The following is a 25,441-nucleotide window of genomic DNA, read 5'->3' as shown; positions in this document are numbered from 1 at the left end:
GTCTTTGCGGGATTTCGTGGTGAACGGCGAACTGGGCGAGTTGCTGCTGGAACATGTTCCAGTCGCCGTCGTGCTGTTCGACCGGGACATGCGTTATCTGGCCTGCAGCCGCCGCTGGCTGATCGATTTCGGTTTCGAGCACCGGGACATCATTGGCCGGCCGCACCGCGAGGTCTTTCCCGAGATCGACGAGCGCTTGCGCGGAATCCATGACCGCGTGCTCGCGGGCGAAACCTTGTCGAACGAACTGGAGCCGTTCCGGCACGCCGATGGTTCGGTCGACTGGGTACAATGGAAAATGGTGCCCTGGCAGCGGTGGCCGGGCGAAATCGGCGGCACCGTCCTGTTCACGCAGGTGCTCAACGATCTGGTCAGAAGCAGGCAGTGGAGCCGGTCGCTCAATACCGAGCTGGATCTGCTGATCGACAGCGCCAAGCGCCACGCGATCTGTCTGTTGGACTTGGGAGGCCGCGTGGTCATCTGGAATGCTGGCGCCGAGCGGTTGTATGGCTGGCAGGGGGCCGAAGTGGTCGGTAAGCCCTATGACATGATGTTCGGAGCCGACGATCGCGACGCCGGCGTGCCGGGGTTACAACTCGCCGAAGCGCGGCGCGAGGGGACGTTCCAGGGCCGATCGTGGCGCCAGCGCAAGGACGGCAGCCGTTTCCACGCGGAAGTAACCATCAGCCGCATTCTTGACGATGCCGGCGCCGTCATCGCCTTCGGGCAGGTCGTGCGCGACATTACCGAGGAAAGCGCGCGGATCCGGCAGATCGAGGAGAACGAAGCGCAGTTACGCTCCATCCTTGATACCGTGCCCGACGCGATGGTAACGATCGACGAGCACGGCACGATGGAATCCTTCAGCGCCGCGGCGGAACGCCTGTTCGGCTATGCGGCCGACGAGGTTGTCGGACGGAACGTCTCGATGCTGATGGCCCAGGCTGATGCCGCGCGTCACGACGGTCATCTCACTCGTTACCATGCGACTGGCGAGCGGCGCATCATCGGCAGCAGCCGGCGCGTCCTGGGCCGCCGCAAGGATGGCTCAATCTTCTCGCACGAACTCTGCGTCGGCGAAGCGTCGGGCGGGGGCAGGCGTATCTTTACCGGCTTCCTGCGCGATCTCACCGCGCGCGAGGATGCCGAGGCCCGGCTGCGCGAGATGCAGTCCGAACTGATCCATATTTCCCGCGTTTCCGCCATCGGAACGATGGCGACCACGCTGGCGCATGAGTTGAACCAGCCGCTCACCGCGATCGCCAACTACGTGCAATCCTCCGCCGCGCTGCTGTCGACCAACGGGAATGAGCAACTGGAGCTTGTGCGCGAGGCGCTGGAAGAGGCGGGACGCGAAGCGCTCCGGGCGGGCGCCATCGTCCAGCGGCTGCGGGAATTCGTCGCGCGCGGGGAACTCGATCGCGCGATCGTCTCGCCGCTCGAACTGGCGACGCAGGCATGTACGCTGGGCGCGGTTGGCAGCAGGGCGCGCGGCATCAGCTGCGATGTTGCGATCTCGCCCGATCTGCGCTCGGTGCTGGTCGATCGCGTGCAAGTCCAGCAAGTGCTGCTAAACCTGCTCCGCAACGCCTTCGAGGCGTTGGGGGAGAGGGGCGCCGTCACGGTCGCCGCGCGCCAGGACGGCGGGATGATCCGCGTATCGGTGATCGACAACGGACCGGGGATAGCCCCTGGCAAGGAAGAAACGCTGTTCGAGCCGTTCGTCAGCAGCAAGACGAGCGGCATGGGACTGGGGCTTGCGATCAGCCGCACCATCATCGAGGCGCACGGCGGGCGGCTGTGGTGCGAGAGCGCGCGCGATGGCGGGGCCGCGTTTCACTTCACCGTGCCCGTTGCGGAGCCTGGCGATGACTGAGACCAGGCTCGTCCATGTCGTCGATGATGAGGACTCGGTTCGCCGCTCGCTCGATTTCCTGTTGCGCACAGCGGGCTACAACGTCGAGCGCTGGGCCGATGGCGATGCTTTCCTCAAGGGCGCGGACAAGTCCGTCCATGCGTGTGTGCTGCTCGATATCCGTATGCCGGGGCTTGACGGGCTCGAAGTCCAGGAACGCATGGGGGATGCGGGGCTCGATTTTCCGGTGATCGTGCTTACCGGCCACGGCGATATCTCGCTGGCCGTGCGCGCCATGAAGGCCGGTGCCATGGACTTTCTGGAAAAACCCTTCGATCGCGAAAAGCTGCTCCGATCCCTCGCGGTGGCGTTTCGGCAGATCGCCGATCGCGAAACGCTGCGGGATCGGGCGCAATGGGCTCGTGCCCAGCTCGGCAAGCTGACCGAGCGCGAACGCGAAGTGCTGGACGGGCTTGCCTGCGGTTATCCGAACAAGACGATCGCCTATGATCTGGGGATCAGTTCGCGGACGGTGGAGGTGTATCGGGCTAATGTGATGGCCAAGCTGGACGTCGGCAACTTCGCCGATGCCTTGCGGGTCGCCTTCGCGGCGGGGCTCGGGTCCGAGCAGGGCTGGCGCAAGACGCATTGCGAGCGCCCCGGTCCCGGCGATGCCTGACACCTGCGATCCTTCGGGAAGGAGGCCGACCATGAAAGAGGACCGTCACGCGCGGCGCCAGGACCGGATTGTCCTTGCCTGACGCTTCCCCACGATCCCGTGGAACGCGTTGGGGCGGCGGGCCCTGGCGCAGCTGGCTTTCCGGGCTGCTCATCGCCGCGGCGCTTGTCGCCGCCGTGCTGCATTTCGCGGAACTCGAGGATTTCGCCGCGCTCGTCCAGCGGGCGCAGCCGCTCTGGCTGCTTCTGGCCGTGGCGCTGCAGGCCTCGACTTACATCTTCGTGGCCGTGGGATGGCGCCTGATCGTGCGCGACGCTGGCCACGACCCGCCGCTTGCCTCACTGGTCCGCATCGCCGTCACCAAGCTCTTCGCCGATCAGGCCGTCCCGACCGGCGGGATGAGCGGCAACATCCTGCTGGTCGACCAGTTGATCGCGCTGGGCATTCCGCGCGGCGTGGCATCGGCGGCGCTCATCGTCACAATCGTGGGATACTACGCGGCCTTTATTATTTGCGCGCTCGTCACGCTCGCCTTGCTGTGGTTCAACCATGACGCTTCGCCCGCGCTGGCCGTGGTTCTGACGGTATTCCTGGGGCTGGCGGTGGGTATCCCGGCAATCGCGTTGTGGTTCGGGCGTGGCGCAAGCGGGTGGCTGGCGTCGCGCCTGCGGCGGGTTCCCTGGCTGGCCCGTACGTTCGAGACGATCGCTTCGGCCCCGCCACGGCTGCTTCGCAACCGGGCACTGATCATCAAAGTCGCGGCCTGCAATCTGGTGGTCTTCCTGGCCGATGCCGCGACGCTGTGGGCGTGCTTGCATTCGCTTGGCCTTGCCGCCGCGCCATGGAAGGCCTTCGTCGCGCTCGTCATGGCCAGCGTCGTCACCACGCTGGGGCCGATTCCGATGGGACTGGGCAGCTTCGAGGCGACCGCGACCGGAATGCTGCGTCTTGTCGGCGTACCCACCGAAGCGGCCTTCGCCGCGACCATGCTGCTGCGCCTGTTCATTTTGTGGCTGCCGCTCGTGCCCGGACTGGCGCTTGTTCGCAAACTGCGCCGACATCGTATAATTCCGCATGGGAAAGCTTAGGGAAAGCGCCGAAAATCCGGGCGAAATGCAGGATTTGAATGCCATGCTTTCCTTGATCTACGTAAGCCGTCCGCTGATCGAGAACGAGGATCGCGCCAGGGTCTTTGACGATATCCAGGCGGTCTCGATCGCGCGCAATTCGATGCTGGAGATCACCGGGCTGCTGATCGCCACGCCCCGTTTCTTCGCGCAGTTGCTGGAAGGGCCGGCGCGTGGCGTGGACACTGTGATGGCCAGCATCCTTGCCGATCCCCGGCACCACGAGGTGCGGGTCGTGCGCCGGTCGGAAGCGGCGGTGCGGCGCTATCCATTGTGGCGTATGGCCCGGTTCGATGGCGAAAACTTCGGCATCGAGGGTATCACACCCCTGCTCGCGGCGGCCCATGCGCGCGATGACCCGGAAGCGGGCCGCAGGCTTGACCGCCTGATGGCCGCGATCGCCTTCAGCCGCGCTTCGCCCCGGATATGAAGCGGCGCCCATAGGCGTGTTTCACCGCTTTCGGTAGTCAGGATATTAGCGGCCATGATCCCCAGGCTCGCCGCCAGTTCGATGCCGTCCATCCTTCACGCGTCGGCGCGCACGGGGCGATGGAACGACACCTCCGTAAGATACCCAATATGCCCAGACCGATCGGCGCCGTAACCCATCAGCGGGTCGGGCGCGTGCCGTCATGTCCCGTGGCGGGCACCACGATCCCAATCATCAAGGAGTGATTGCGATGAACGAGCAGACTACCATTTCCGCCCCCCACGCCAGGCGCGCGATCGAGGTTAAACCCGAGGGACCGATCGGATGGCTGCGTGACGAGATCGACCGGCTGTTCGACGATTTCTCGGTGAACCGGCCGGCGCGTGGCATCTTCGCCTTTCCCGGATTGCCACGCGATGCCAGCCCCGCCGTCGAACTGGTCGAGAAGGATGGCGGCTATCGCCTGACGGTCGAAGTGCCGGGAATCAACGAGAAGGACATCGACATCGAGCTTGCCGAAGGTGTCCTGACTATATCGGGCGAAAAGCGCGAGGAAAGCGAGACCAAGGAATCAGGCTACCTGATCAGCGAGCGCAGCTATGGCGCTTTCCGCCGTCAGGTCACGCTGCCGGCCGACATCGATCCCGATTCGCTCGAAGCCAAGGTGTGCGACGGCGTGCTCAGGCTCGACATGAAGAAGGACAAGACCGCCGCCAGCAAGACCCGCAAGATCGCGATTAGCTGACCGTGCCGGAAAGGGGCCGGATGGCGGCGATCCGGTGAGGGAGCGCCTCGCCGTCCGGTCCGGTCCGCGTCACGTAGTTTCCTTCGGTGAGCGGGTGGTTCTCTAGGTGGAACACAGCCTCGGGGACTGTCCGATATTTTGTGCGCGAGGCCGGTTACCGCGATCAGATGACGAACCTTTCGCCGAAGATCACGGCGAACTGGGTCTTAGCCTCTGACCACTCGCGCGGTGGCCGTTTCCATTCCTTGGCCGCCTTGTTGAGCACGAGGTATAGCAGCTTCATCGCGGCATCGTCACCCGGGAAGTGCCCCCGGTTCCAGACTGCTGGGCCACCCGCTTCCGAAGGCTCGTCAAGGATTATGAGCGATATGCTCAAACATTCGCCGGCCTGCACCTCGTCGCCTTCGCAACGCTCATGACCAAACAGGTCGCAGCTCTCGTCGGAGATTCATAACAGCCTCTAGAGAGCTACCTAGTGCGCGCTTGCCAGAAAACAGCCACAACGATCGCGTCTGTAAGTCTTTCATTTATATGGAGAGTTTGATGGACGCACTCTAGGGTTCGAACCTAAGACCCGCTGATTAAGAGAGAAATCGGCGGTTCGGTACGCCTTTGTCCTGCGCCCTCTCGCAGCCATCGAGGATGGCGGAGGTATCCACTTTCCAGCGACAAATTGAGTGATCCGTCCGCCCGCATCCACATGGGTATATTTGATGGTTATTTGACGAAAAGGCCTTGGAGGGCCATAAGTCGTTGATTTTAATGGTGACCCCTACGGGAATCGAACCCGTGTTTCAGCCGTGAGAGGGCCGCGTCCTGACCGCTAGACGAAGGGGCCTTGCCAGTTCATGCCTGCTTGCCGCGATGACGGAGTGGTGACCCCTACGGGAATCGAACCCGTGTTTCAGCCGTGAAAGGGCCGCGTCCTGACCGCTAGACGAAGGGGCCAAACCGTGCCGCAGCAAAAGCAGGCCGCGCCTTTAGGCAAGGCGGGGGTGGGGGTCAACCCCCCGCCGCGCGAATAATCTGCCAGCCGGGGCGATCGGCAGCGGCGGGCTGTCGACAGCGGCGGGTCAGTCCGCCCAGGCCGCGTCGTCCAGATGCAGTTCGGCTTGCGGGCGCGGGCCCCAGTCATCGATCTTCGCGCGGCCGGCGAGCCACAGGCGCCGGCCTTGCGCGCCGTGGAGCAGGGCCTGGCCCAGATCGGTCTCGGCCGCGCGGAAGGCCACGGCCTTGATCCGGCCGCCGTCGATGCCCGAGGCGATCAAGCGCACGTGATCGGTGCCGACCAGATCGGCCTTGACCAGCCTGACCGGCCCCACCGCCACGCGTGGGCCCGGCCAGCCCATGCCGAAGGGCCCGGCGCTTTCCAGCGTGGCCACCAGATCGGTGGTGAGGCCGCCCGGCGCCAGCGCCAGATCGAGCAGCACCGCCTGTCGGCCGGACGCGGCGGCGACATCCCCGCCCAGCTTCGCGTCGAGCCATTCGCCCAGCGCATCGACCCGGTCCGGCGCGACGGTCAGCCCGGCGGCCATGGCGTGCCCGCCGCCGGCCACCAGCAAGCCGGCCTCGCGCGCGGCGATGATCGCGGCGCCCAGGTCGACCCCGGCGATCGAGCGGCCCGATCCCTTGCCATTGCCCGCCTCGTCCGCGTCGAGCGCGATGACGAGCGTGGGCTTGCCGGTCTTCTCCTTCACGCGGCCCGCGACGATACCGATCACGCCGGGATGCCAGCCGCGCCCCGCCAGCACGAGCACCGCGCGGTTGTGCTGCGCGGCGATCTGCGCTTCGGCCGCTTCCTGCACCCCCATCTCGATCGCGCGGCGTTCCTCGTTGAGGCGCGAGAGCTGCGCGGCGATCTCGCGCGCTTCGTCGGCATCGCCGGTGGTCAGCAGGCGCACGCCCAGCGAAGCCTCGCCCACCCGGCCGCCGGCATTGATGCGCGGGCCGAGCGCGAAGCCCAGATCGCTGCAGGTGGGCGCGCGGCTCAGCCGGCTGGCGTCGATCAGCGCGGCCATGCCGATGTTGTCGCGCCGCGCCATGACCTTGAGCCCTTGCGCGACGAGCGCGCGATTGAGCCCGTGCAGCGCGGCGACATCGGCCACCGTGCCCAGCGCGACGAGATCGAGCAGCGAGAACAGGTCCGGCTCGGGCCGGCTTTCGAAATAGGCGCGGCGGCGCAGCGTGCGCACGGTCGCCACCGCGAGCAGGAAGGCGACGCCGACCGCGGCGAGATGGCCGTGCGCGGCGGCCACCGCGCCTTCGTCAAGCCGGTTGGGATTGACCAGCGCCATGGCCATGGGCAGCTCGGCCGCGCACTTGTGGTGATCGACCACGATCACGTCGACGCCCGCGTCGTGCGCCATCGCCAGCGCTTCGTGCGCCATCGCGCCGCAATCGACCGTAATGATCAGGCTGGAGCCTTCGCCCGCGATCCGCACCAGCGCCTCGCCGGAGGGGCCGTAGCCTTCGAGCAGGCGATCGGGAATATAGTGCCGCGCCTCGTGCCCCAACATGCGCAGCAGGCGGATCAGCAGCGCCGCGCTGGTCGCGCCGTCAACATCGTAATCGCCGTAGACCGTCACCGTCTCGTGCGTCATCACCGCCTGGGCGAGCCGTTCTGCGGCGGCTTCCATGTCGCGGAATTCGGCAGGGTCGGGCAGGAAGGCGCGCAGCGAGGGCGAGCGGTGCCGCTCGATCTGGTCGCGCGCGACCCCGCGCGAAAGCAGGAGCTGGGCGACGATATCGTCCTCAAGCCCGGCCGGGCCCCGGCGCAAGTCCATGTTGCCGCCGCGCCAGCGCCACGCCTTGCCCGAAAGCGAGGAGTCCACTCCAAAGACCGATGCGGGAAGTGATGCCATAGTTGCATTCAAGCTTAACGGAAGAAAAGGAAATCGTCCGCCAGCCTAATGCAGATTTCCTGATATATCCCCCGGAATCTGCTCTATGAAGCCTGCAACCAACAGGGAAGGATTCGCTCATGACCTCTCGTCGCAAATTCGCGTTCGTCGCCCTTTCGGGCCTTGCCGTTTCGGCCGCCGTGCTGGCCGTCGCGGTGCCGCTGGCGGTGGAGGCGGCGGGCGAGCCCGCGCCGATCGCCCGCTATGACATGCGCGCCGGCACGGTTTCGGGCATGGGCGCGATGGGCGGCGGCATGGGCGGCGCGATGAGCATGATGTTCGGCGGCGGGCGCGGCAACAACGCGCAGCACGAGCTGTATCTGCGCCTCGGCTCGTCGAACGCCTCGGCCAAGGGCGCGCCCAAGGCGGATCACTTCATGCCGCCCAGCGCCAAGCTGGGCAAATCGGTGGCGCTGGTCACCCCGCGCGAGGAAAAGGCGCCCGATATCCTGCCCGAAAAGCCCAAGGGCCGGCTGCTGATCTTCTGGGGTTGCGGCGAGCACGCGCCCAAGGGGCAGCCGATCGTGCTCGATTTCGCCAAGGTCGCGGCGGGGCAGGTGCCGGCCGGAATGCCCGGATCGGCCGTCATCCGCGACTGGGGCCCATCGCTGACCAACAGCAAGACTTTTGCCCGCTGGCCGGCCGAGGACGGCAAGTACGTGAAGGCGGACAGTTCGCTGCCCGGCCCGCACAAGGTGGTGAGCAACTATGCGCCCGAAATCAACTTTACGCTGACCAAGGACTTCATGGCCCCGCTTTCCACCCGCACCGCGACGCTGCCTAGCGGGGCCTCGCGCGTGGGCTGGACGGGCATCGCCGGGGCGACCTCGTACCTTGCCTTCGTGTTCGGCGGCAAGCAGGGGCCGGGCGGCAGCATGGGCGACATGGTGATGTGGACCAGCAGCAGCGACAAGCAGTTCGGCGGCGGCCTGGCCGACTGGATCTCGCCCGGCCAGGTGCCGGCCCTGATCAGGAGCGGCACGCTGATGCCCGCCAGCGCCACGAGCTGCGTGGTCCCGGCCGAAGTGGTGAATGCCACCCCCGATTTCCGCGTCGGCACGCTGACCGCCTTCGGCCCGGAAGAGGATTTCGTCTATCCGCCGCGCCCGGCCGATCCCAAGGTGGCGTGGAAGCCCGAATGGACCGCGCGCATCCGCCACCGTTCGACCACGAGCTGGATGCAGGCGGCCGGCATGTCGATGGGGATGCAGGGACAGCAGCAGCAGGAAGGCAGCGGCCAATCGAACTGCAAGCCCAGGGGCGGCCTTGGCGGGATGCTCGGCGGCGCGCTGGGCGGCGGCGGCAAGGGCTGCTGATCGCTTGCTGGCGGTCGTCTGGCACAGCCGGACCGGCGCGGCCAGGGCCATGGCGGGGGCGATCGCCGATGCGGCGGGATCAGGCGGCCGCCTGATCGCCGCCGCCGATGCCGCGCCGGACGCGCTGTTGGCGGCGGCGGGCTATGTCTTCGTCTGCCCGGAAAATCTCGCGGCGGTGTCGGGCGTGATGAAGGACATGTTCGACCGCTGCTATTACCCCCTGCTCGGGCGGATCGAGGGGCGCCCTTATGCGACCGCGATCGCCGCCGGATCGGATGGGCGCGGCGCGCAGGCGCAGATCGACCGGATCGTCACCGGCTGGCGACTGCGCCGCATCGCCGAGCCGCTGATCGTCAACCTGGACGCGCAGACGCCCGAGCGCATCATGGCCGAAAAGGTGCTGGCGCAAAGCGACCTCGCGCGCTGCCGCGAACTGGGCAGTGCCTTTGGCGAGGGGCTGCGGATGGGGATTTTCTGATCCGCGCCGGGACGAAAATGCACGCGCCCGCCCGATTGCGAGACTCGACGCGCGGGCGCGCATGTTGTCAGGGTCGCTCGCGCGGCTTCCCCTCGATGGAGGCCGGGAAGCGGGCGGCATTGGCGGTGGCGAGGTGGCATGGAGGATAGCGAACCGGCCGAGGCTGGCCTGTCGCTGCTGTTCGCGGCGGGCAGCCGGCCGGCGGCGCGCGATATCGCGCAGGCACTGGCGGCGGGCGAGGGGGCCTGCGCGGCGGCGCGCATCGCGCAGTGGCCGGATGACGGGCCGATCGAGGCAGAGCAGGGCCAGCTGCAACTGCTGGCAAACGGCCTGACCTTCGACCTGGCCGGGCTTGCCCCCGCGCCGCCAGCCCCGCGCATCGCCGCCGAGCATCGCTTCGGCTTTGACGGGCCGAGCGATCCCGCCACGCTGGAAGCCATCGCGATCGCGCCGGGCGAGCATATCCGCGCGGGCGCGGCAACCGTGCCGGTGGTCAAGGCGATGGCCGGGCTGGCGGCCAACCTCGTGCTCGCGCTGCCGGTTGCGGCGCTATGCTGGCAGCCGGCGCGCTGCTGGATGGAGCCGCGCTACTTCACGCGCGTGGTGCTCAACTGGCTCGCGGGCGGGCCGTTCCCCGCGTTGGGCCTGACCGCGCTGGTGCCGGGCGAGGATGGCGGCGTGCGCAGCCAGGGGCTGGCCCACTTCATCGGGCAGGAGATCCAGGTGGAAGCGCGGCCGGGCGAGGCGCCCGCCGATACGCTGGGGCTGGCGGCGCGTGTCGTCGATTTCCTCGTCAGCGAGGGCCCGATCGCCGAGCCGCGCCGCATCGTCGCGACAGCCGAGACGCTGCTGGCCGAGCCTTCGCGCTTCGCCCGGCAAGTGTGGATCTGGCGCGAGACCTGAATCCGAAGCGCTAGGCCCGAAGCCCGATGCGCGCCGCCAGTTCCGCCTTGGCGGCGGCATATTGCGCGGCCAGCGCTTCGACTCGCGACGCGACAGGCTCGATCGCGCCGATCGCGCCGATGCCCTGGCCCGCGCCCCAGATGTCCTTCCAGGCCTTGGCTTCCATGTTGCCGCCCGAGCCGAAGTCCATCGCGCCGGCATCGCCTTGCGGCAGGTTGTCCGGGTCCAGCCCGGCCGCCCGGATCGAGGGCTTCAGGTAATTGCCGTGCACGCCGGTGAACAGGTTCGAATAGACGATATCGGCCGCGCGCCCGGCGACGATCGCCTGCTTGTAGCCGGCCGCCGCGTTGGCTTCGGGGGTGGCGATCCAGGGCGTGCCGATATAGGCGAAATCGGCCCCCATCGCCTGCGCGGCGAGGATCGAGCGGCCGCAGGCGATCGAGCCCGACAGCGCCAGCGGCCCGTCAAACCAGGCGCGGATCTCCTGCATCAGCGCGAACGGCGATTGCGCCCCGGCATGGCCGCCCGCGCCCGCAGCCACCGCGATCAGGCCATCGGCGCCTTTCTCGATCGCCTTGTGGGCATAAAGATCGTCGATCACGTCGTGCAGCACCATGCCGCCCCAGCCCCTGACCGCCGCGTTCACATCCTCGCGCGCGCCCAGCGAGGTGATGACAAGGGGCACGCGCCATTTCTCGCAAGTGGCCAGGTCCGCTTCGAGGCGGCTGTTGGTCTTGTGCACGATCAGGTTCACCGCGAAAGGCGCGGCGCAGCCCCGCGTCTCCTCGGAGATGCGGTGCAGCCATTCGTCCAGCATCGCGGCGGGCCGGGCATTGAGCGCGGGAAAGCTGCCGACGATGCCGGCGCGCACTTGCGCGATCACCAGATCGGGGTTCGAGACGATGAACATCGGCGCGGCGATGACCGGCAGGCGCAAGGCATCGAACAGGGCGGGCAAGGGCATGTCGGGTCCGTTTAAGCGAGCGATTAACAGGCGCCATAGAGGCCACGCGCGAGCCTGTCGAGACGGTGCGCCGCCGGCCGGGGATTGGCCGCGCAAATTGGCGTGACCTGGCCGGCACATCATGTAATAGACAGCACTGTCGATTAGATTACGCCCGCGAGGCGGGCATGACGAGAGGATCATCACCATGGCCACCCAGACGCAGACGCTCGATACGTCCGACATCGATCAGTACCTCGGCAAGCCGATCGATTCTTCCCCGATCCGTGAGCCGATCGGCAACAACGACATTCGCCGCTGGGTGCAGGCGATGCATTTTCCCAACCTGCTGCACTTCGATCCGGCCTATGCCGCCGCCAGCCGCTGGGGCAAGCTGATCGCGCCGCAGAGCTTCCCGATCGTGATGGACGATGGCCACGGCACCGCGCCTTCGTGCGTGGGCTGCATTCCCGAATCGCACCTGCTGTTCGGCGGGGACGAGTTCTGGCACTATGGCCCGCGCGTGATGGGCGGCGACGTGATCTCGAACGAGCGCATTCCGTTCGACTACGTGGTCAAGAACACCGGCTTCGGGCCGACCGTCTTCCAGCGCGGCGACAATTTCTACCGCAACCAGAATGGCGAACTGATCGCCAAGCAGCGTTCCACCGCGATCCGCTATTCCGCCCACGCCGGCGGCGAGACGGTCAACAAGGCCGAGTTCGACGAGCCGGAATGGACCGATGCCGAGCTGGAAGCGCTGGAGGAGCGCAAGTTCAGCTGGATCCAGATGCTGCACGATCTGGGCCATGGCGAACGCTGGTGGGACGACGTGAACGTGGGCGACAAGCTGCCCGAACGCGTGTTCGGCCCGCACACCATCGCCAGCTTCACCACCGAATGGCGGTCATACCTGTTCACCACCTGGGGCACGCTCGATCGGCGCGAGCTTGATCTGGAAGCGCTGGGCTTCACCAAGGAAATGGCCGGGCACGAGAACGACCCGCACATGGAACGGATCAACCCGGAATTGACCGACGGCGCCTATTTCGGCCCTTCGCGCGGCCATCTGTTCCCGCGCTATGCCCGCAAGATCGGTATGCCGCGCGCTTACGGCTATGGCGCCTCGATGGGCGCCTGGGTGACGGACTATCTGGCCGGATGGGCCGGCGAATGGGGTATGGTGGTGCACTCGACCGCGAATTACCGCGGGCCCGCGCTTTCGGGCGACATCACCATCCAGACCGCCGAAGTGGTCGACAAGATGGTGGACGAGGAAGGCCGCAACCTCATCCAGGTCAAGCACAAGATGGAAAACCAGAAAGGCACGCTGATGTGCGCCGGCCTGGCCGAGATCGAACTGCCGAAGAAGCCGGCCTGATCGGCCCGATGCCCCCTGTCCCGCCGGGGCGGGCAGGGGGATCGCACCGAGATGAGAGGATCAGGCGGCCGCGTTCGCCGCGCTGAGCACCGCGCGGACGCTGGCGGTGGCCACGTCCTCGTCGATGCCGACGCCCCAGACGGTGCGGCCATCGGCCAGCACGCATTCGACATAGGCGGCCGCGCGTGCGTCCGATCCCTTCGACATCGCGTGCTCGGAATAGTCGCGCACTTCCAGTGACACGCCGAAGCTTTCGCCCAGCGTCGCGACGACCGAGGAGATGAGGCCGTTGCCCCGCCCCGAAACGGTCTGCTCCCTGCCGTTCACGCCGATCTTGCCGGAGAACACGCGGGCCCCGTCGGCGGCGCGCGCCTCGTCATAGTCGATCAGGTGGAAATGCTGCGGCTCGTCCAGCCGGTAGACCCGGCGGAACACGTCCCAGATGTCGGCGGCCTGCAGCTCGCGGCCCAGCTCGTCGGCCAGTTCCTGCACATGGCGGGAGAAGTGCGCCTGCATCCGCTTGGGCAGCTTCAGGCCCTGGTCCTGCTCGATCACCCAGGCGAAGCCGCCCTTGCCCGATTGCGAATTGACGCGGATCACCGCTTCGTAGCTGCGGCCGAGGTCGGCGGGGTCGATCGGCAGGTAAGGCACGGCCCAAAGCTCGTCGTTGCGCTTTTCCTGCGCGGCGAAGCCCTTCTTGATCGCGTCCTGGTGGCTGCCCGAAAAGGCGGTGAAGACCAGCTCGCCGCCATAGGGATGACGCTCGGGCACCTTGAGCTGGTTGCAGTATTCCACGGTCTGGATCACTTCGTCGATGTCCGAGAAGTCCAGCCCCGGATCGACGCCCTGCGTGTACATGTTGAGCGCCACCGTCACCAGGCAGCAGTTGCCGGTGCGCTCGCCATTGCCGAACAGGCAGCCTTCGACCCGGTCCGCGCCGGCCATCAGGCCCAGTTCGGCGGCGGCGACGCCAGTGCCCCGGTCGTTGTGCGTGTGCAGGCTGATCACCGCGCTTTCGCGGTTGGGCAGGTTGCGGCAGAAATACTCGATCTGGTCGGCATAGATATTGGGCGTCGCCGCCTCGACCGTCGCCGGCAGGTTGAGGATGATCGGGTTGTCCGGCGTGGGCTGGAGAATGGCCATTACCGCCTCGCAGCATTCGATCGAGAAATCGAGCTCGGCGGTCGAGAAGGTCTCGGGCGAATATTCGAAGTGCCAGCGCGTCTGCGGATAGCGCGCCGCCTGATCGCGCAGCACTTTCGCGCCGTTCTCCGCGATCGCGCGGATTTCCGGCTGTTCCAGCCCGAACACGACCTGGCGCCACAGCGGCGAGACCGCGTTGTAGAGGTGGACGATCGCGGCGTGCACGCCCGCCAAGCTCTCGAACGAGCGGGCGATCAGATCCTCGCGCGACTGGGTCAGCACTTGCACCAGCACGTCCTGCGGAATCCGCTCCGCATCGACCAGGCCGCGAATGAAATCGAACTCGGTGGCACCCGCGCTGGGGAAGCCGACCTCGACCTCCTTGAGCCCGACCTTGACCAGCAGGTCGAAGAAGCGGCGCTTTTTTTCTGCGCCCATCGGGTCGATCAGCGCCTGGTTGCCGTCGCGCAGGTCGGTGGAGAGCCAGCGGGGGGCCTTGTCGATCACACGGCTCGGCCATTGCCGATCCGGCAGGGCGATCTGCGGAAAAGGCCGGTACTTGACCGAAGGGTCTTTCAGCATGGTCATGAAATCAGTCTCGCTCGGAATTTCTGCTGGTTCGAAGTGGCGGTTTCGTCCCTTGAGCGCCGAGCGCGCCGACAGGACGACGCGTCACCTCACGCCCAAGGGCGGATAAGTCGCAGGGTAAGTCCGAGCCGGGCTATCATGGCCTTGCCTATGGGGAAGGGCGCCCGCGATGTAAAGAGGGTTCGGCGTTATCGGTCCTTCGATGTATAGCCTTGCGGGCACACTGCTTCCTCCTCGCGACAGCCTTCACAGCCGATGACCGAGATTCGCCCGTTCCATCTCGCGGTGCCGCAAGAGCGCATCGATGACCTTCACCGAAGGCTCGATGCCGTGCGCTGGCCCGAGAAGGAAACGGTGGACGACTGGTCGCAGGGCACGCCGCTGGCGATGCTCAAGGATCTGGTGGCGTGGTGGCGCCACGGCTATGACTGGCGCGCCTGCGAGGCGCGGTTCAACGCGCTGGGCCAGTTCGTCACTGAGATCGACGGGCTCGATATCCATTTCCTGCATGTCCGCTCGCCCGAGCCCGATGCGCTGCCGCTGGTGCTGACCCACGGCTGGCCGGGATCGGTGATCGAGTTCATGCGCGTGGTCGGCCCGCTGACCGATCCGGTGGCGCATGGCGGGGCCGCGCGCGATGCCTTTCATGTCGTCCTGCCTTCGCTGCCGGGCTACGGCTTTTCGGGCAAGCCGGCGCGGACCGGCTGGGGCGTGGAGCGGATCGCGCGCGCCTGGGCGGAACTGATGCGCCGGCTGGGCCATGCCCGCTGGGCCGCGCAAGGCGGCGACTGGGGCGCCTTCGTCACCCATGCGATTGGCGGCCTCGCGCCCGAAGGCTGCATCGGCATCCATCTGAACATGCCGATCGCCGAGCCGACCGAGGCGGCGAAGGCCGATCCGACGCCGGCCGATCGCCACGCCTTCGCACGCATGGCCTATTACCGCGATCACGATTCGGGGTATGCGAAGATCCAGGGCACCAGGCCGCAATCGCTCGGGTACGGGCTGGTCGACTCTCCCGTGGCGCTGGCCGGCTGGATCTTCGAGAAGCTGCACGGCTGGAGCGACAATCACGGCCACCCCTGCGACGTGCTGGGGCGCGATGCCGTGCTCGACAACATCATGCTCTACTGGCTGCCGGCGGCCGGCGCTTCGGCCGCGCGGCTCTATTGGGAAAGTTTCGGCAAGGTGCGCCCGCCCGAAGTGCACCTGCCCGCCGGCATCAGCACCTTTCCCAAGGATATCCTGCCCGCGCCGCGCGCCTGGGTGGAACGGCGGATGAAGCACATCGTCTACTGGAACGAACTCGATCGCGGCGGGCATTTCGCCGCGTGGGAGCAGCCGGAGCTGTTCGTGAACGAAGTGCGCCGGTGCTTCGCGCTGATGCGGTGATCAGCCGCAGTGGATGCGAGTGATTACGCCCTTGCCGTCGGTTTCGACATTGATGCGGTCGGGCTGCAGTTCCAGAGTGACGATATCGCCCGGGCCGGTCAGGCGAACCGTTTTTTTGCCCGCCCAGGCGCGGATGCGTTCGATCGCCGGCCCCCGCGCGATGACGCCGAGATAAGCGCCGAGTTGCGAAGCACCGCAGGCATCGGGATCGAAGGATACCTGCCCGGAATCGGACGGGACGGAAGGCGTCGTACAGCCGGCCAGAGATAAGGCCGCCAGCGCCGTCAGAGGGGTAAGAACGCGGATCATCAGGCATCTCCCGCTGTCCGCCCACGCTGGAAACGGGGTGGGCGGACAGCGGGCAGGCTAGGCTCAGTTCCTGGACTTGTCGACCAGGGCGTTGGCCGCGATCCAGGGCATCATTGCGCGCAGCTTGGCGCCCGTTTCCTCGATCGGATGTGCGGCGGCGGCCTTGCGGGCGGCTTTCAGCTCCGGCTGGCCGGCGCGGTTGTCGAGCACGAAGTTCTTCACGAAGCGGCCCGACTGGATGTCGGCGAGCACGCGCTTCATTTCCTTCTTGGTCTCTTCGGTGATGATGCGCGGGCCGGTGGTGATGTCGCCGTATTCGGCGGTGTTCGAGATCGAATAGCGCATGTTGGCGATGCCGCCTTCGTACATCAGGTCGACGATCAGCTTCAGCTCGTGGAGGCATTCGAAGTAGGCCATCTCGGGCGCGTAGCCCGCTTCGACCAGCGTTTCGAAGCCGGCCTGCACCAGCGCGGTGGCGCCGCCGCACAGCACGGCCTGCTCGCCGAACAGGTCGGTCTCGCATTCCTCGCGGAAGTTGGTCTCGATGATGCCCGAACGGCCGCCGCCCACGCCCGAGGCATAGGCCAGGCTGATGTCGTGGGCGTTGCCGGTGGCGTCCTGGGCAATGGCGATCAGGCAAGGCACGCCGCCGCCGCGCAGGTATTCGGAGCGCACGGTATGGCCCGGACCCTTGGGCGCGATCATGATCACGTCGACATCCGGGCGCGCCTCGATCAGGCCGAAGTGCACGTTGAGGCCGTGCGCGAAGGCGATCGCCGCGCCGGGGCGCAGATTGGCGTGGATGTCATTGGCATAGATCGCCGCCTGATGCTCGTCGGGCGCCAGGATCATCAGGATGTCGGCCCACTTGGCCGCTTCGGCGTTCGACAGCACCTTGAAGCCGGCGGCTTCGGCCTTCTTCGCCGTGGCCGAGCCTTCGCGCAGCGCGATGGCCACTTCCTTCACGCCCGAATCGCGCAGGTTCTGCGCATGGGCATGGCCCTGGCTGCCATAGCCGAGCACGGCGATCTTCTTGTCGGTGATCAGGTTGATGTCGCAATCGGCGTCGTAATAGACTTTCATTTCTGGGTCCTTTCGTCACCCGCCGCGCCGGCGGGGCCAAGATGATTTGCCGTGCATACCCATTCGCGGGATGGCGCATCCAGGGATGGGCCCCCGCCCGGGCAGGGACGACGGCGACGGAAAAATCAGGCTTCGCTCGCTCCCCGGATCATGCCGACGATGCCGGTGCGGCCCACTTCGACAAGGCCCAGATCGCGCATCAGCGCGACGAAGGAATCGATCTTGTCGGGCGCGCCGGTGAGTTCGAAAATGAAGCTTTCGGTGGTGGTGTCGACCGGGCGGGCGCGGAAGATTTCGGCCACGCGCAGCGCCTCGACGCGCTTTTCGCCCGTGCCGGCAACCTTGATCAGCGCCAGCTCGCGCTCCACGTGCGGGCCCAGTTCGGTCAGGTCGATCACCTTGTGCACCGGCACCAGCCGTTCGAGCTGGGCGTGGATCTGGTCGATCTGCGCCGGGGGGCCGTGCGTGACAATGGTGATCCGGCTGACCGAGTGGTTCTCGGTGATGTCGGCCACGGTCAGGCTGTCGATGTTATAGCCGCGCGCGGTGAACAGGCCGGCGATCTTGGCAAGGATGCCCGCCTCGTTGTCGACCGTGACGGCCAGGACGTGCCGCTCTTCGGCCTCGTGCTTGATCTTCATCATGGGTATCCTGTCCTCAGACCAGCGCTTTTGCTTCGTCGTCCATGGTCCCGGCTACCGTATCGCCGTAGAGGATCATATCGGTATGCGCTGCGCCCGACGGGATCATCGGGTAGCAGTTCGATTCCTTGTGGACGAGGCAATCGACGATCACCGGACCGGGATGGTCGATCATCGCCCGGATGCCGGCGTCAAGCTGGCTTTCATCCTCGATGCGGATGCCTTTCCAGCCATAGGCTTCGGCCAGCTTCACGAAATCGGGCAGGCTGTCCGAATAGGACTGCGAATAGCGGCTTTCGTAGGTCAGTTCCTGCCACTGGCGGACCATCCCCATCCATTCGTTGTTGAGGATGAAGACCTTGACCGGCAGGCGATACTGCGTGGCGGTGCCGAGTTCCTGGATGTTCATCTGGATCGAGGCGTCGCCGGCGATGTCGATCACCAGGTCATCGGGATGGCCCAGCTGCGCGCCGATCGCGGCGGGCAGGCCATAGCCCATGGTGCCAAGGCCGCCGGAGGTCAGCCAGCGGTTGGGCGCGAAGAAGTGGAAGTGCTGCGCCGCCCACATCTGGTGCTGGCCCACTTCGGTGGAGATGATCGGATCGCGGTCCCTGGTCAGCTCGAACAGGCGCTGGATCGCCAGTTGCGGCATGATCGCCTGGGGCGAGCGCGGGAAGTAAAGGCTCTCGCGCTCGCGCCAGGTGTCGATCCGGGCTTTCCACGCGGCAAGGTCGCGTGGCTTGCGGTTGTCCCACAAGTCCAGGATCTGTTCGAGCACGGTGGCGCAATCGCCCACGATCGGCAGGTCCACCGGCACGGTCTTGTTGATCGAGGATCGGTCGATATCGATGTGGATCTTCTGCGAATTGGGCGCGAAGGCATCGAGCCGGCCGGTCACGCGGTCATCGAAGCGGGCGCCGACGCAGACGATCAAATCGGCCTGGTTCATCGCCATGTTGGCTTCGTAAGTGCCGTGCATCCCCAGCATCCCGAGCCAGTCGGCGCTGTCGGCGGGAAACGCGCCCAGCCCCATCAGCGTGGAGGTGACGGGCGCACCGGTCTTCGCCTGCAACTCGCGCAGCAGTTCGGAGGCGCGGGGCCCCGAATTGATCACGCCGCCGCCGGTGTAGAGCACCGGCGCGCGGGCCGCCGCGATCATCTCGACCGCGCGGGCGATCTCGTCGGCCGAACCCTGGGTGCGCGGGGCGTAGCGATCGCGCCGCTGCGGCGGGCCATCGTGCCAGATCGCCGATGCGACTTGCACGTCCTTGGGAATGTCGATCAGCACCGGGCCGGGGCGGCCGGTGGTGGCGATCTGGAACGCCTCGTCGATCGTCGCGGCAAGGTCCGCGGGATCGCGCACGAGATAGTTGTGCTTGGTGCAATGGCGCGAGATGCCGATGGTATCGGCTTCCTGGAACGCGTCCGAACCGATCAGCGCGGTCGCGACCTGGCCGGTGATGACCACCAGCGGGATCGAATCGAGGAACGCATCGGCCACGCCCGTCACCGCGTTGGTGGCGCCGGGGCCGGAGGTGACGAGCACGACACCGGGCTTGCCGGTGGAACGGGCATAGCCTTCGGCGGCATGGGCCGCGCCCGCTTCGTGGCGCACGAGAATGTGGTGAATGCGCTTGTCGCCGAACAGGGCATCGTAAATCGGCAGCACCGCGCCGCCGGGATAGCCGAATACGAATTCGACCCCCTGCCGAACGAGGCTTTCGACCAGGATGTTCGCGCCGCTGCGCTCTTCACTCACGTCACATTCCTTCTCGCTGGCGGCCTTCCTCGCATGGGGCGGACCGCTCGCTGGATAGGGGCTCCCGCAGTGGAAACCCCGCTCTTTAACGAAACCGACCCGGCACGACAACGCCGCGCCGGGTCATCCTCTCCTCCCGCATAACTTCCTGTCCGCGGGTAGCGGCGCACTAGAAAACAAATTATGTCAGGTCAAATGGAAAATACGAAATAATATTTCCTTTGTTACATCTATGTCGAAATTATCGTAGTCAAGGCGCGGCCAGTGCGCCGGGGGCTGGTGCCGCAGCCAGGTGAACTGGCGCTTGGCGTAATTGCGCGTGGCTTGCGCGGCGCGGCGGCTCGCCTCCTCGATCGACCATTCCGCGCGGAGGAATCCGGCGATTTCCGGCACGCCGATCGCGCGCATCACGGGCAGGTCCGGGGCCAGGCCGCGCGCCAGCAGCGCGCGCACTTCGGCGATGGCGCCGCTCGCGATCATCCGTGCGAAGCGCATGTCGCACCGCGCATAGAGCGCGGCGCGATCGGGCAGCAGGATCGCGGGATGGAGCGTGACCGCGGGACCGATGCCGCCCGACACTTCGCCTTGCCAGTCGGCCAGCGTCCGCCCGGTCGATCGCACGACTTCGAGCGCGCGGGCGATCCGCGCGGCATCGGCCGGGGCGAGCATGGCGGCGCGGGCCGGGTCTTCGCGCCGCAGCGCGGCATAGGCTTCGTCCAAGGGCAAGGCGCGGACCTCGCCGCGCACTTCGGGCGCGATGGCCGGCACCGGCGCGATGCCGTCCAGCAGCGTGCGGATATAAAGCCCGGTGCCGCCCACCAGGATCGGCACGGCGCCATCGGCGTGGATCGCGGCGATCTCGACGCGCGCCGCCGCGGCCCAGTCGGCCGCCGAGCAGGAGACCGCCCCGTCCCAGGCGCCATAGAGGCGGTGGGCGATGCCGCGCATGTCCCCGGCCGAGGGGCGGGCGCTCAGCACCGCGAGATCGGCGTAGACTTGCGCGCTATCGGCATTGACCACCACCGCGCGCCGCCCGCGCCGCGCCAGTTCCAGCGCCAGCGCGACCGCCAGATCGCTCTTGCCGCTGGCGGTCGGCCCTGCAATGAGCGCCAGCGGCGGCCGGGCAGGGTCGGCCCCGCGCAACAGATCGAAGGAATTCTCCGTGCTCATCGCCCGGCTGATAGCAGAACCGGACAGCCTGTCCGCAAGACTCGAGGCCGCGCGCGCGGCGATGGCGGCGCGCGGGCTGCGGATGGCGAGCGCGGCCATGCTCGATTTCTGCGGCGAAACGCTGCAGATCGGCTCGCCCGACGATGACGCGCCGGGCCTGCGCGACGTGCTCGACGCGCATTTCGCGCCGAGCGACGGGCTGGTCATGGGCGAGGAGCCGGCGATCCCGCGCGTGTTCATCTCCGACATGGATTCGACCATGATCGGCCAGGAATGCATCGACGAACTGGCCGATTTCGCCGGCATCAAGCCGCAGATCGCCGCGATCACCGAACGGGCGATGCTGGGCGAGCTCGATTTCGCGGCGGCGCTGTACGAGCGTGTCGGCCTGCTGGCCGGCTTGCCCGAAAGCGCCATCGCCGAATGCCTGGAAACGCGCATCCGGCCGATGGCGGGCGCGCGCACGCTGGTCGAGACGCTCAAGGCGCAAGGCTGCCGCACCGTGCTGGTGACGGGCGGATTCCATCACTTCGCCGATCCGGTGGCCGAAATGCTGGGGTTCGAACATGTCGTGGGCAATCGCCTCGATGTCGCGGGCGGCAAGCTGACCGGCGGGCTGGTGGGCGAGGTGGTCGACAGTTCGGTCAAGCGCGCGACGCTGCTGGCCGAGATGGCGGCACTGGGCGAGAATGCCACCAGTCTGGCCACCGGCGACGGCGCGAACGACATCCCGATGCTGGAAGCGGCGACTTACGGCCTGGCCTATCACGCCAAGCCCAGGGCGCGCGCGGCGGCGAACGGATGGATCGATCGTGGCGACCTGACCTCGGTGCTCAAGCTGCTGGGCATTCCGGCGAAGGACTGGGTCGTATAGGATCACGCCATGACGCGACGGGAACAGGGCTGGCTGAGTCGCTTGCGGCATCCGCGCTATGTGCTGTTCCTCGTCGTGCTGGTCTTTGGCATGGGCGGGTGCGTGGCCGTGCTGCCGGTGGCCGAAGCGATCCTGATCGGTTTCGACCTTGCCGCGCTGGCCTTCCTCGCCTCGTGCGTGCCCCTCTGGTACAGCGGCGATGCCGATGCCATGCGCCGCCAGGCCAAGCGCGACGATGTCGGGCAAGTGCTGCTGCTGGTGCTCAGCGGCCTGATCAGCACGGTCGTGCTGGTGACGCTGGGCACCCTGTTCCTCGCCAAGGAAAGGCTGGGGCCCTGGGGCATCGCGCTGCTGGTCGTCACGCTGATCGCGAGCTGGACTTTCGCCAACCTGATCTGCGCCTTCCACTACGCGCGGCTCTATTACACGGCCGATGGCGAGGGCGATCACGGAGGGCTGGACTATCCGGGCGACTGCACGCCCGACTTCGCCGATTTCGTCAACTTCGCCTTCGTCATCGGCATGACTTGCCAGACGGCGGACATCGGCATCACCAGCACGCGGATGCGGCGCGTTTCCACCTTTCAGGGATTGTTCGCCTTCGCGTTCAACCTGGGCATCCTGGCGCTGACGGTGAACGTGCTGGCTTCGAGCACGAGCTGAGCAATCGCATCAGGCGTCGATCCGGGGCGAAGGTCGATAGCCCTCCGTCATTCGCTGCGTGAATGCCACCTCCCCGTTGCCTGCAATGGGGGACCGCAGGCGGCGGCGGAGAGGTTACTGTTCCATCCAGTCGCGGAAGAACGCCTCGTTGGCTTCGCGCAGGGTGGCCAGATCGACCGCGCTTTCCGCGCCCGGTGAGCGGAACACCAGCGCGGTGCCGCCGCATTCGCCCAGCGCCACGGCGTTGAGCCCGGCGTGCTCGGCATCGTCCAGCACCGCCATGACATCCCTGGTGGAAACCACATAGCGCGCCTGATCCTCGCCGAACCAGAAGGCGGCGGCGGAAGGGATATCCTCGGGGCTGGCGACGGCAAAGCCCATGCCGCCGGCCAGCGCCATCTCGGCCAAGGCCACGGCCAGGCCGCCGTCCGAGCAATCGTGCACCGCGCTGACCTTGCCCTCGGCAATGAGCTTGCGCACATGCTCGCCCGCCTGCCGTTCCAGCGCGAGCCCCACCGGCGGCGGCATCCCTTCCTCACGGCCCAGGATCTCGCGCAAGTAGAGCGACTGGCCAAGGTGGCCGCTTTCGCCGCCGATCAGGATCAGCGTCTCGCCCTCGGCCTTCAGCGCGATCGTCGCCATCGCCGCGTGGTTCGTCATGAGGCCCACGCCGCCGATCGCCGGCGTGGGCAGGATCGCGCTGCCGCCGCCGGTCGCCTTGCTTTCGTTGTAAAGCGAGACGTTGCCGCTCACGATCGGATAGTCCAGCGCCCGGCAGGCATCGCCCATGCCGTGCAGGCAGCCGACGATCTGGGCCATGATCTCGGGCCGCTGCGGATTGGCGAAGTTCAGGCAATTGGTGATGGCCAGAGGCGTGGCGCCCACCGCGCTGATATTGCGATAGGTTTCGGCCACGGCCTGCTTGCCGCCCTCGTAAGGATCGGCATAGCAATAGCGCGGGGTGCAATCGGTGCTGATCGCCAGCGCCTTGTCCGTGCCGTGGACGCGCACCACCGCCGCGTCGCCGCCCGGCTTCTGCAGCGTGTCGGCGCCGACCTGGCTGTCATACTGTTCGTAGATCCACCGGCGCGAGGCGAGATCGGGGCAGGCCATCAGCGTGAGCAGGTCCGCGCCGATATCCGCGCTTTCGGGCACGGCGCCCAGTTCGGGCACCTGGGCCCATGCGTGGTATTCCTCGCGCGTGACCAGCGGCCGCTCGTATTCCGGCGCTTCGTCGGCCAGCGGGCCGAGCGGAATGTCGCAGACCACCTCGCCATCGAATTCCAGCACCATGTGGCCGGTGTCGGTGACTTCGCCGATCACCGCGAAATCGAGTTCCCACTTGTGGAATATCGCCTCGGCCATGGCTTCCTTGCCGGGCTGGAGGACCATCAACATGCGTTCCTGCGATTCGGACAGCATCATCTCGTAAGGCGTCATGCCGTCTTCGCGGCACGGCACCTTGTTCATATCGAGCCGGATGCCGGCGCCGCCCTTGCTGGCCATTTCCACCGAGGATGAGGTCAGCCCCGCCGCGCCCATGTCCTGGATCGCCACGATCGCGTCGGTCGCCATCAGTTCCAGGCAAGCCTCGATCAGCAGTTTCTCGGTGAAGGGATCGCCCACCTGCACAGTCGGGCGCTTCTCGTCCGAATTCTCGTCGAAGTCGGCGCTGGCCATGGTGGCGCCGTGGATGCCGTCGCGCCCGGTCTTGGAGCCGACGTAGACGATCGGATTGCCCAGGCCCGTGGCGGCCGAATAGAAGATCCTGTCCTGATCGGCGACGCCCACCGTCATCGCGTTGACCAGGATATTGCCGTCATAGGCCTTGTGGAAATTGGTCTCGCCGCCCACCGTCGGCACGCCCACGCAGTTGCCATAGCCGCCGATGCCCGAGACCACGCCTTGCACCAGGTGCTTCATCTTCGGATGATCGGGCCGGCCGAAACGCAGCGCGTTCATGTTGGCCACCGGCCGCGCGCCCATGGTGAACACGTCGCGCAGGATGCCGCCCACGCCCGTCGCCGCGCCCTGATAGGGCTCGATATAGCTGGGGTGGTTGTGGCTCTCCATCTTGAAGATCGCGGCCTGCCCCACGCCATTCGGCCCCTCGCCGATGTCGATCACGCCCGCGTTCTCGCCGGGGCCGCAGATCACCCACGGGGCCTTGGTGGGCAGTTGCTTGAGGTGGAAGCGGCTCGACTTGTACGAGCAATGCTCCGACCACATGACCGAGAAGATGCCCAGCTCCACCAGGTTCGGCTCGCGGCCGATGGCGGTGAGCACGCGCGCATATTCCTCGGGGCTGAGGCCGTGCGCCTCGACGATCTCGGGAGTGATTCCTGGCATGGCCACGCGCCTTAGCGCGGGTGCGCGGCGACCTCCACTGTTAAACCCGACGTTTACCCGCGGATCGGCATAAGGATCGCGCACGGCCATCATGGGGGGCGCGAAAATGACGAAGTATCACGGCGATATCGGCATGGTTTCGCGGCCGCTCTACCGGGCGGACACCAGCCGGCAGATGGCGATCGAGCTTGTGCTGCTGTTCTTCCTGGGGGGCCTGGGCGCGCATCGGTTCTACATGGGCCGCACCACCTCGGGCCTGATCCTGCTGTCGCTGACCTGTTTTGGCGTGATCTTCGGCGCCATTGTCGGCGGGATCAAGCTGGCGCTGCTGGTGGTCGGTGTGATCCTGGTCTGGCTGGTGATGGACTTCTTCCTGATCCTGGCCTCACACCGCTAGCGCGCGATTCGGGCGCTCGCCGCTTGACCCGGTCAGCGCGCATGGCCAAAGCAGGACCATGGAGAGCGCCGGCACCGAAATAGAGTCTCTGAGCTTCGAGGATGCGCTGCGAGCCCTGGAAGACGTGGTCCGCAAGCTGGAAAGCGGCGACGTGCCGCTCGATGCCTCGATCGCGCTCTACGAGCGCGGCGAGGCGCTGCGCAAGCATTGCCAGGCCCGGCTGGATGCGGCCCAGGCGCGGATCGAACGCATCGTCGCCGGCCCCGATGGCGTGCCCGCCGGCACGCAGCCCTTCGATGCGCCGGAGCGCTGACCG

At 66.9% G+C, this 25,441-nt stretch carries 23 protein-coding genes, 2 tRNA genes and 2 pseudogenes; 15 read left to right on the top strand and 12 right to left on the bottom strand.

Annotation, left to right across the window (positions count from 1 at the left end; translation table 11 throughout):
- Window positions 1–19 precede the first annotated feature (19 nt).
- The 5 genes from PYV00_RS18490 (at window position 20) to PYV00_RS18470 (ending at window position 4,836) form a co-directional block, all read left to right on the top strand.
- On the top strand, window positions 20–1,876 hold the full coding sequence (locus PYV00_RS18490) for a PAS domain S-box protein (RefSeq protein ID WP_275229762.1): 1,857 nt from the start codon (window positions 20–22) through the stop codon (window positions 1,874–1,876).
- Entirely contained in the window at window positions 1,869–2,534 is a 666-nt protein-coding gene (locus PYV00_RS18485; protein WP_275229761.1) for a response regulator transcription factor, read from the top strand. The genes PYV00_RS18490 and PYV00_RS18485 overlap by 8 nt, the downstream gene beginning before the upstream one ends.
- 74 nt (window positions 2,535–2,608) lie before the next feature.
- Entirely contained in the window at window positions 2,609–3,622 is a 1,014-nt protein-coding gene (locus PYV00_RS18480; RefSeq protein ID WP_275229760.1) for a lysylphosphatidylglycerol synthase transmembrane domain-containing protein, read from the top strand.
- Between the two features lie 52 nt (window positions 3,623–3,674).
- The gene (locus PYV00_RS18475) at window positions 3,675–4,091 is read left to right on the top strand and encodes a BLUF domain-containing protein (protein WP_275229759.1); all 417 of its coding nucleotides are present in this window, start codon (window positions 3,675–3,677) and stop codon (window positions 4,089–4,091) included.
- Window positions 4,092–4,341: 250 nt separating this feature from the next.
- Window positions 4,342–4,836 (top strand): Hsp20/alpha crystallin family protein, encoded by a 495-nt coding sequence (locus tag PYV00_RS18470; protein ID WP_275229758.1) that lies wholly within the window; start codon window positions 4,342–4,344, stop codon window positions 4,834–4,836.
- Between the two features lie 163 nt (window positions 4,837–4,999).
- On the opposite strand, the pseudogene PYV00_RS18465 reads toward PYV00_RS18470, so the two are convergent.
- Window positions 5,000–5,161: pseudogene (locus tag PYV00_RS18465) on the bottom strand (IS256 family transposase); the annotation flags it as partial.
- Here PYV00_RS18465 and PYV00_RS18460 point away from each other — a divergent pair.
- A pseudogene (locus PYV00_RS18460) lies at window positions 5,162–5,290 on the top strand (IS5/IS1182 family transposase); the annotation flags it as partial. It lies immediately after the preceding pseudogene.
- Window positions 5,291–5,599: 309 nt separating this feature from the next.
- On the opposite strand, the gene PYV00_RS18455 reads toward PYV00_RS18460, so the two are convergent.
- The 3 genes from PYV00_RS18455 to recJ form a co-directional block, all read right to left on the bottom strand.
- Window positions 5,600–5,674: transfer RNA gene (locus tag PYV00_RS18455), tRNA-Glu, on the bottom strand.
- Between the two features lie 35 nt (window positions 5,675–5,709).
- Window positions 5,710–5,784: transfer RNA gene (locus PYV00_RS18450), tRNA-Glu, on the bottom strand.
- Window positions 5,785–5,909: 125 nt separating this feature from the next.
- Window positions 5,910–7,697 carry a single-stranded-DNA-specific exonuclease RecJ gene (recJ, locus tag PYV00_RS18445; RefSeq protein ID WP_275229757.1) on the bottom strand — a complete coding sequence of 596 codons (1,788 nt, stop codon included), beginning with the start codon at window positions 7,695–7,697 and terminating at the stop codon, window positions 5,910–5,912.
- Window positions 7,698–7,816: 119 nt separating this feature from the next.
- Here recJ and PYV00_RS18440 point away from each other — a divergent pair, with 119 nt between their 5' ends.
- The 3 genes from PYV00_RS18440 (at window position 7,817) to PYV00_RS18430 (ending at window position 10,433) form a co-directional block, all read left to right on the top strand.
- Window positions 7,817–9,052, top strand: coding sequence for a hypothetical protein (locus PYV00_RS18440; RefSeq protein WP_275229756.1), 1,236 nt, complete (start codon window positions 7,817–7,819; stop codon window positions 9,050–9,052).
- A gap of 49 nt (window positions 9,053–9,101) precedes the next feature.
- A complete protein-coding gene (locus PYV00_RS18435) occupies window positions 9,102–9,530 on the top strand; it encodes an NAD(P)H-dependent oxidoreductase (RefSeq protein ID WP_275229818.1) in 429 nt (142 codons plus the stop codon).
- Between the two features lie 138 nt (window positions 9,531–9,668).
- Entirely contained in the window at window positions 9,669–10,433 is a 765-nt protein-coding gene (locus PYV00_RS18430) for a hypothetical protein (protein WP_275229755.1), read from the top strand.
- Window positions 10,434–10,443: 10 nt separating this feature from the next.
- Here PYV00_RS18430 and PYV00_RS18425 read toward each other — a convergent pair whose 3' ends face one another.
- Entirely contained in the window at window positions 10,444–11,397 is a 954-nt protein-coding gene (locus PYV00_RS18425) for an NAD(P)H-dependent flavin oxidoreductase (RefSeq protein WP_275229754.1), read from the bottom strand.
- Between the two features lie 187 nt (window positions 11,398–11,584).
- On the opposite strand from PYV00_RS18425, the gene PYV00_RS18420 reads away from it, so the two are divergent.
- Window positions 11,585–12,757 carry an FAS1-like dehydratase domain-containing protein gene (locus PYV00_RS18420; protein WP_275229753.1) on the top strand — a complete coding sequence of 391 codons (1,173 nt, stop codon included), beginning with the start codon at window positions 11,585–11,587 and terminating at the stop codon, window positions 12,755–12,757.
- A 60-nt stretch (window positions 12,758–12,817) separates the two neighbouring features.
- Here PYV00_RS18420 and leuA read toward each other — a convergent pair whose 3' ends face one another.
- Window positions 12,818–14,488 carry a 2-isopropylmalate synthase gene (leuA, locus tag PYV00_RS18415; protein WP_275229752.1) on the bottom strand — a complete coding sequence of 557 codons (1,671 nt, stop codon included), beginning with the start codon at window positions 14,486–14,488 and terminating at the stop codon, window positions 12,818–12,820.
- 255 nt (window positions 14,489–14,743) lie between these two features.
- On the opposite strand from leuA, the gene PYV00_RS18410 reads away from it, so the two are divergent.
- Window positions 14,744–15,880 carry an epoxide hydrolase family protein gene (locus tag PYV00_RS18410; RefSeq protein WP_275229751.1) on the top strand — a complete coding sequence of 379 codons (1,137 nt, stop codon included), beginning with the start codon at window positions 14,744–14,746 and terminating at the stop codon, window positions 15,878–15,880.
- Here PYV00_RS18410 and PYV00_RS18405 read toward each other — a convergent pair whose 3' ends face one another.
- From PYV00_RS18405 to miaA, 5 genes are all read right to left on the bottom strand, one after another.
- The gene (locus tag PYV00_RS18405) at window positions 15,881–16,189 is read right to left on the bottom strand and encodes an I78 family peptidase inhibitor (protein WP_275229750.1); all 309 of its coding nucleotides are present in this window, start codon (window positions 16,187–16,189) and stop codon (window positions 15,881–15,883) included.
- 63 nt (window positions 16,190–16,252) lie between these two features.
- The gene (ilvC, locus tag PYV00_RS18400; protein WP_275229749.1) at window positions 16,253–17,272 is read right to left on the bottom strand and encodes a ketol-acid reductoisomerase; all 1,020 of its coding nucleotides are present in this window, start codon (window positions 17,270–17,272) and stop codon (window positions 16,253–16,255) included.
- Between the two features lie 125 nt (window positions 17,273–17,397).
- Entirely contained in the window at window positions 17,398–17,916 is a 519-nt protein-coding gene (ilvN, locus tag PYV00_RS18395; RefSeq protein ID WP_428981655.1) for an acetolactate synthase small subunit, read from the bottom strand.
- Window positions 17,917–17,929: 13 nt separating this feature from the next.
- On the bottom strand, window positions 17,930–19,672 hold the full coding sequence (gene ilvB / locus PYV00_RS18390; RefSeq protein ID WP_275229747.1) for a biosynthetic-type acetolactate synthase large subunit: 1,743 nt from the start codon (window positions 19,670–19,672) through the stop codon (window positions 17,930–17,932).
- A 186-nt stretch (window positions 19,673–19,858) separates the two neighbouring features.
- Entirely contained in the window at window positions 19,859–20,842 is a 984-nt protein-coding gene (gene miaA, locus PYV00_RS18385; protein ID WP_275229746.1) for a tRNA (adenosine(37)-N6)-dimethylallyltransferase MiaA, read from the bottom strand.
- On the opposite strand from miaA, the gene serB reads away from it, so the two are divergent.
- Together serB and PYV00_RS18375 are read left to right on the top strand one after the other, a co-directional pair.
- Window positions 20,835–21,716, top strand: coding sequence for a phosphoserine phosphatase SerB (gene serB, locus PYV00_RS18380; RefSeq protein ID WP_275229745.1), 882 nt, complete (start codon window positions 20,835–20,837; stop codon window positions 21,714–21,716). The genes miaA and serB overlap by 8 nt on opposite strands.
- Window positions 21,717–21,725: 9 nt before the next feature.
- Window positions 21,726–22,379, top strand: coding sequence for a DUF1345 domain-containing protein (locus PYV00_RS18375; protein WP_275229744.1), 654 nt, complete (start codon window positions 21,726–21,728; stop codon window positions 22,377–22,379).
- 114 nt (window positions 22,380–22,493) lie between these two features.
- On the opposite strand, the gene purL is transcribed toward PYV00_RS18375, so the two are convergent.
- Window positions 22,494–24,728: a phosphoribosylformylglycinamidine synthase subunit PurL gene (gene purL / locus PYV00_RS18370; RefSeq protein WP_275229742.1), complete on the bottom strand. Its 2,235-nt coding sequence runs from the start codon at window positions 24,726–24,728 to the stop codon at window positions 22,494–22,496.
- 106 nt (window positions 24,729–24,834) lie between these two features.
- Here purL and PYV00_RS18365 point away from each other — a divergent pair, with 106 nt between their 5' ends.
- Window positions 24,835–25,125, top strand: coding sequence for an NINE protein (locus PYV00_RS18365; protein ID WP_275229741.1), 291 nt, complete (start codon window positions 24,835–24,837; stop codon window positions 25,123–25,125).
- Window positions 25,126–25,183: 58 nt separating this feature from the next.
- The gene (locus PYV00_RS18360) at window positions 25,184–25,438 is read left to right on the top strand and encodes an exodeoxyribonuclease VII small subunit (RefSeq protein WP_275229740.1); all 255 of its coding nucleotides are present in this window, start codon (window positions 25,184–25,186) and stop codon (window positions 25,436–25,438) included.
- Window positions 25,439–25,441: the final 3 nt, after the last annotated feature.

The sequence above is a fragment of the Novosphingobium album (ex Liu et al. 2023) genome, assembly GCF_029076845.1.
Taxonomy (GTDB): Bacteria; Pseudomonadota; Alphaproteobacteria; order Sphingomonadales; family Sphingomonadaceae; genus Novosphingobium.
This window is presented reverse-complemented; position numbering and strand designations above follow the sequence as displayed.

What these genes read in the sequence shown, in the direction of transcription:
- PYV00_RS18485 (WP_275229761.1), top strand. Translation starts at nt 1,869, where the DNA reads ATGACTGAGACCAGGCTCGTCCATGTCGTCGATGATGAGGACTCGGTT.
- PYV00_RS18470 (WP_275229758.1), top strand. Translation starts at nt 4,342, where the DNA reads ATGAACGAGCAGACTACCATTTCCGCCCCCCACGCCAGGCGCGCGATC.
- recJ (WP_275229757.1), bottom strand. Translation starts at nt 7,697, where the DNA reads ATGGCATCACTTCCCGCATCGGTCTTTGGAGTGGACTCCTCGCTTTCG.
- PYV00_RS18440 (WP_275229756.1), top strand. Translation starts at nt 7,817, where the DNA reads ATGACCTCTCGTCGCAAATTCGCGTTCGTCGCCCTTTCGGGCCTTGCC.
- PYV00_RS18435 (WP_275229818.1), top strand. Translation starts at nt 9,102, where the DNA reads ATGGCGGGGGCGATCGCCGATGCGGCGGGATCAGGCGGCCGCCTGATC.
- PYV00_RS18430 (WP_275229755.1), top strand. Translation starts at nt 9,669, where the DNA reads ATGGAGGATAGCGAACCGGCCGAGGCTGGCCTGTCGCTGCTGTTCGCG.
- PYV00_RS18425 (WP_275229754.1), bottom strand. Translation starts at nt 11,397, where the DNA reads ATGCCCTTGCCCGCCCTGTTCGATGCCTTGCGCCTGCCGGTCATCGCC.
- PYV00_RS18420 (WP_275229753.1), top strand. Translation starts at nt 11,585, where the DNA reads ATGGCCACCCAGACGCAGACGCTCGATACGTCCGACATCGATCAGTAC.
- leuA (WP_275229752.1), bottom strand. Translation starts at nt 14,488, where the DNA reads ATGACCATGCTGAAAGACCCTTCGGTCAAGTACCGGCCTTTTCCGCAG.
- PYV00_RS18410 (WP_275229751.1), top strand. Translation starts at nt 14,744, where the DNA reads ATGACCGAGATTCGCCCGTTCCATCTCGCGGTGCCGCAAGAGCGCATC.
- PYV00_RS18405 (WP_275229750.1), bottom strand. Translation starts at nt 16,189, where the DNA reads ATGATCCGCGTTCTTACCCCTCTGACGGCGCTGGCGGCCTTATCTCTG.
- ilvC (WP_275229749.1), bottom strand. Translation starts at nt 17,272, where the DNA reads ATGAAAGTCTATTACGACGCCGATTGCGACATCAACCTGATCACCGAC.
- ilvN (WP_428981655.1), bottom strand. Translation starts at nt 17,916, where the DNA reads ATGATGAAGATCAAGCACGAGGCCGAAGAGCGGCACGTCCTGGCCGTC.
- miaA (WP_275229746.1), bottom strand. Translation starts at nt 20,842, where the DNA reads ATGAGCACGGAGAATTCCTTCGATCTGTTGCGCGGGGCCGACCCTGCC.
- PYV00_RS18375 (WP_275229744.1), top strand. Translation starts at nt 21,726, where the DNA reads ATGACGCGACGGGAACAGGGCTGGCTGAGTCGCTTGCGGCATCCGCGC.
- purL (WP_275229742.1), bottom strand. Translation starts at nt 24,728, where the DNA reads ATGCCAGGAATCACTCCCGAGATCGTCGAGGCGCACGGCCTCAGCCCC.
- PYV00_RS18365 (WP_275229741.1), top strand. Translation starts at nt 24,835, where the DNA reads ATGACGAAGTATCACGGCGATATCGGCATGGTTTCGCGGCCGCTCTAC.
- PYV00_RS18360 (WP_275229740.1), top strand. Translation starts at nt 25,184, where the DNA reads ATGGAGAGCGCCGGCACCGAAATAGAGTCTCTGAGCTTCGAGGATGCG.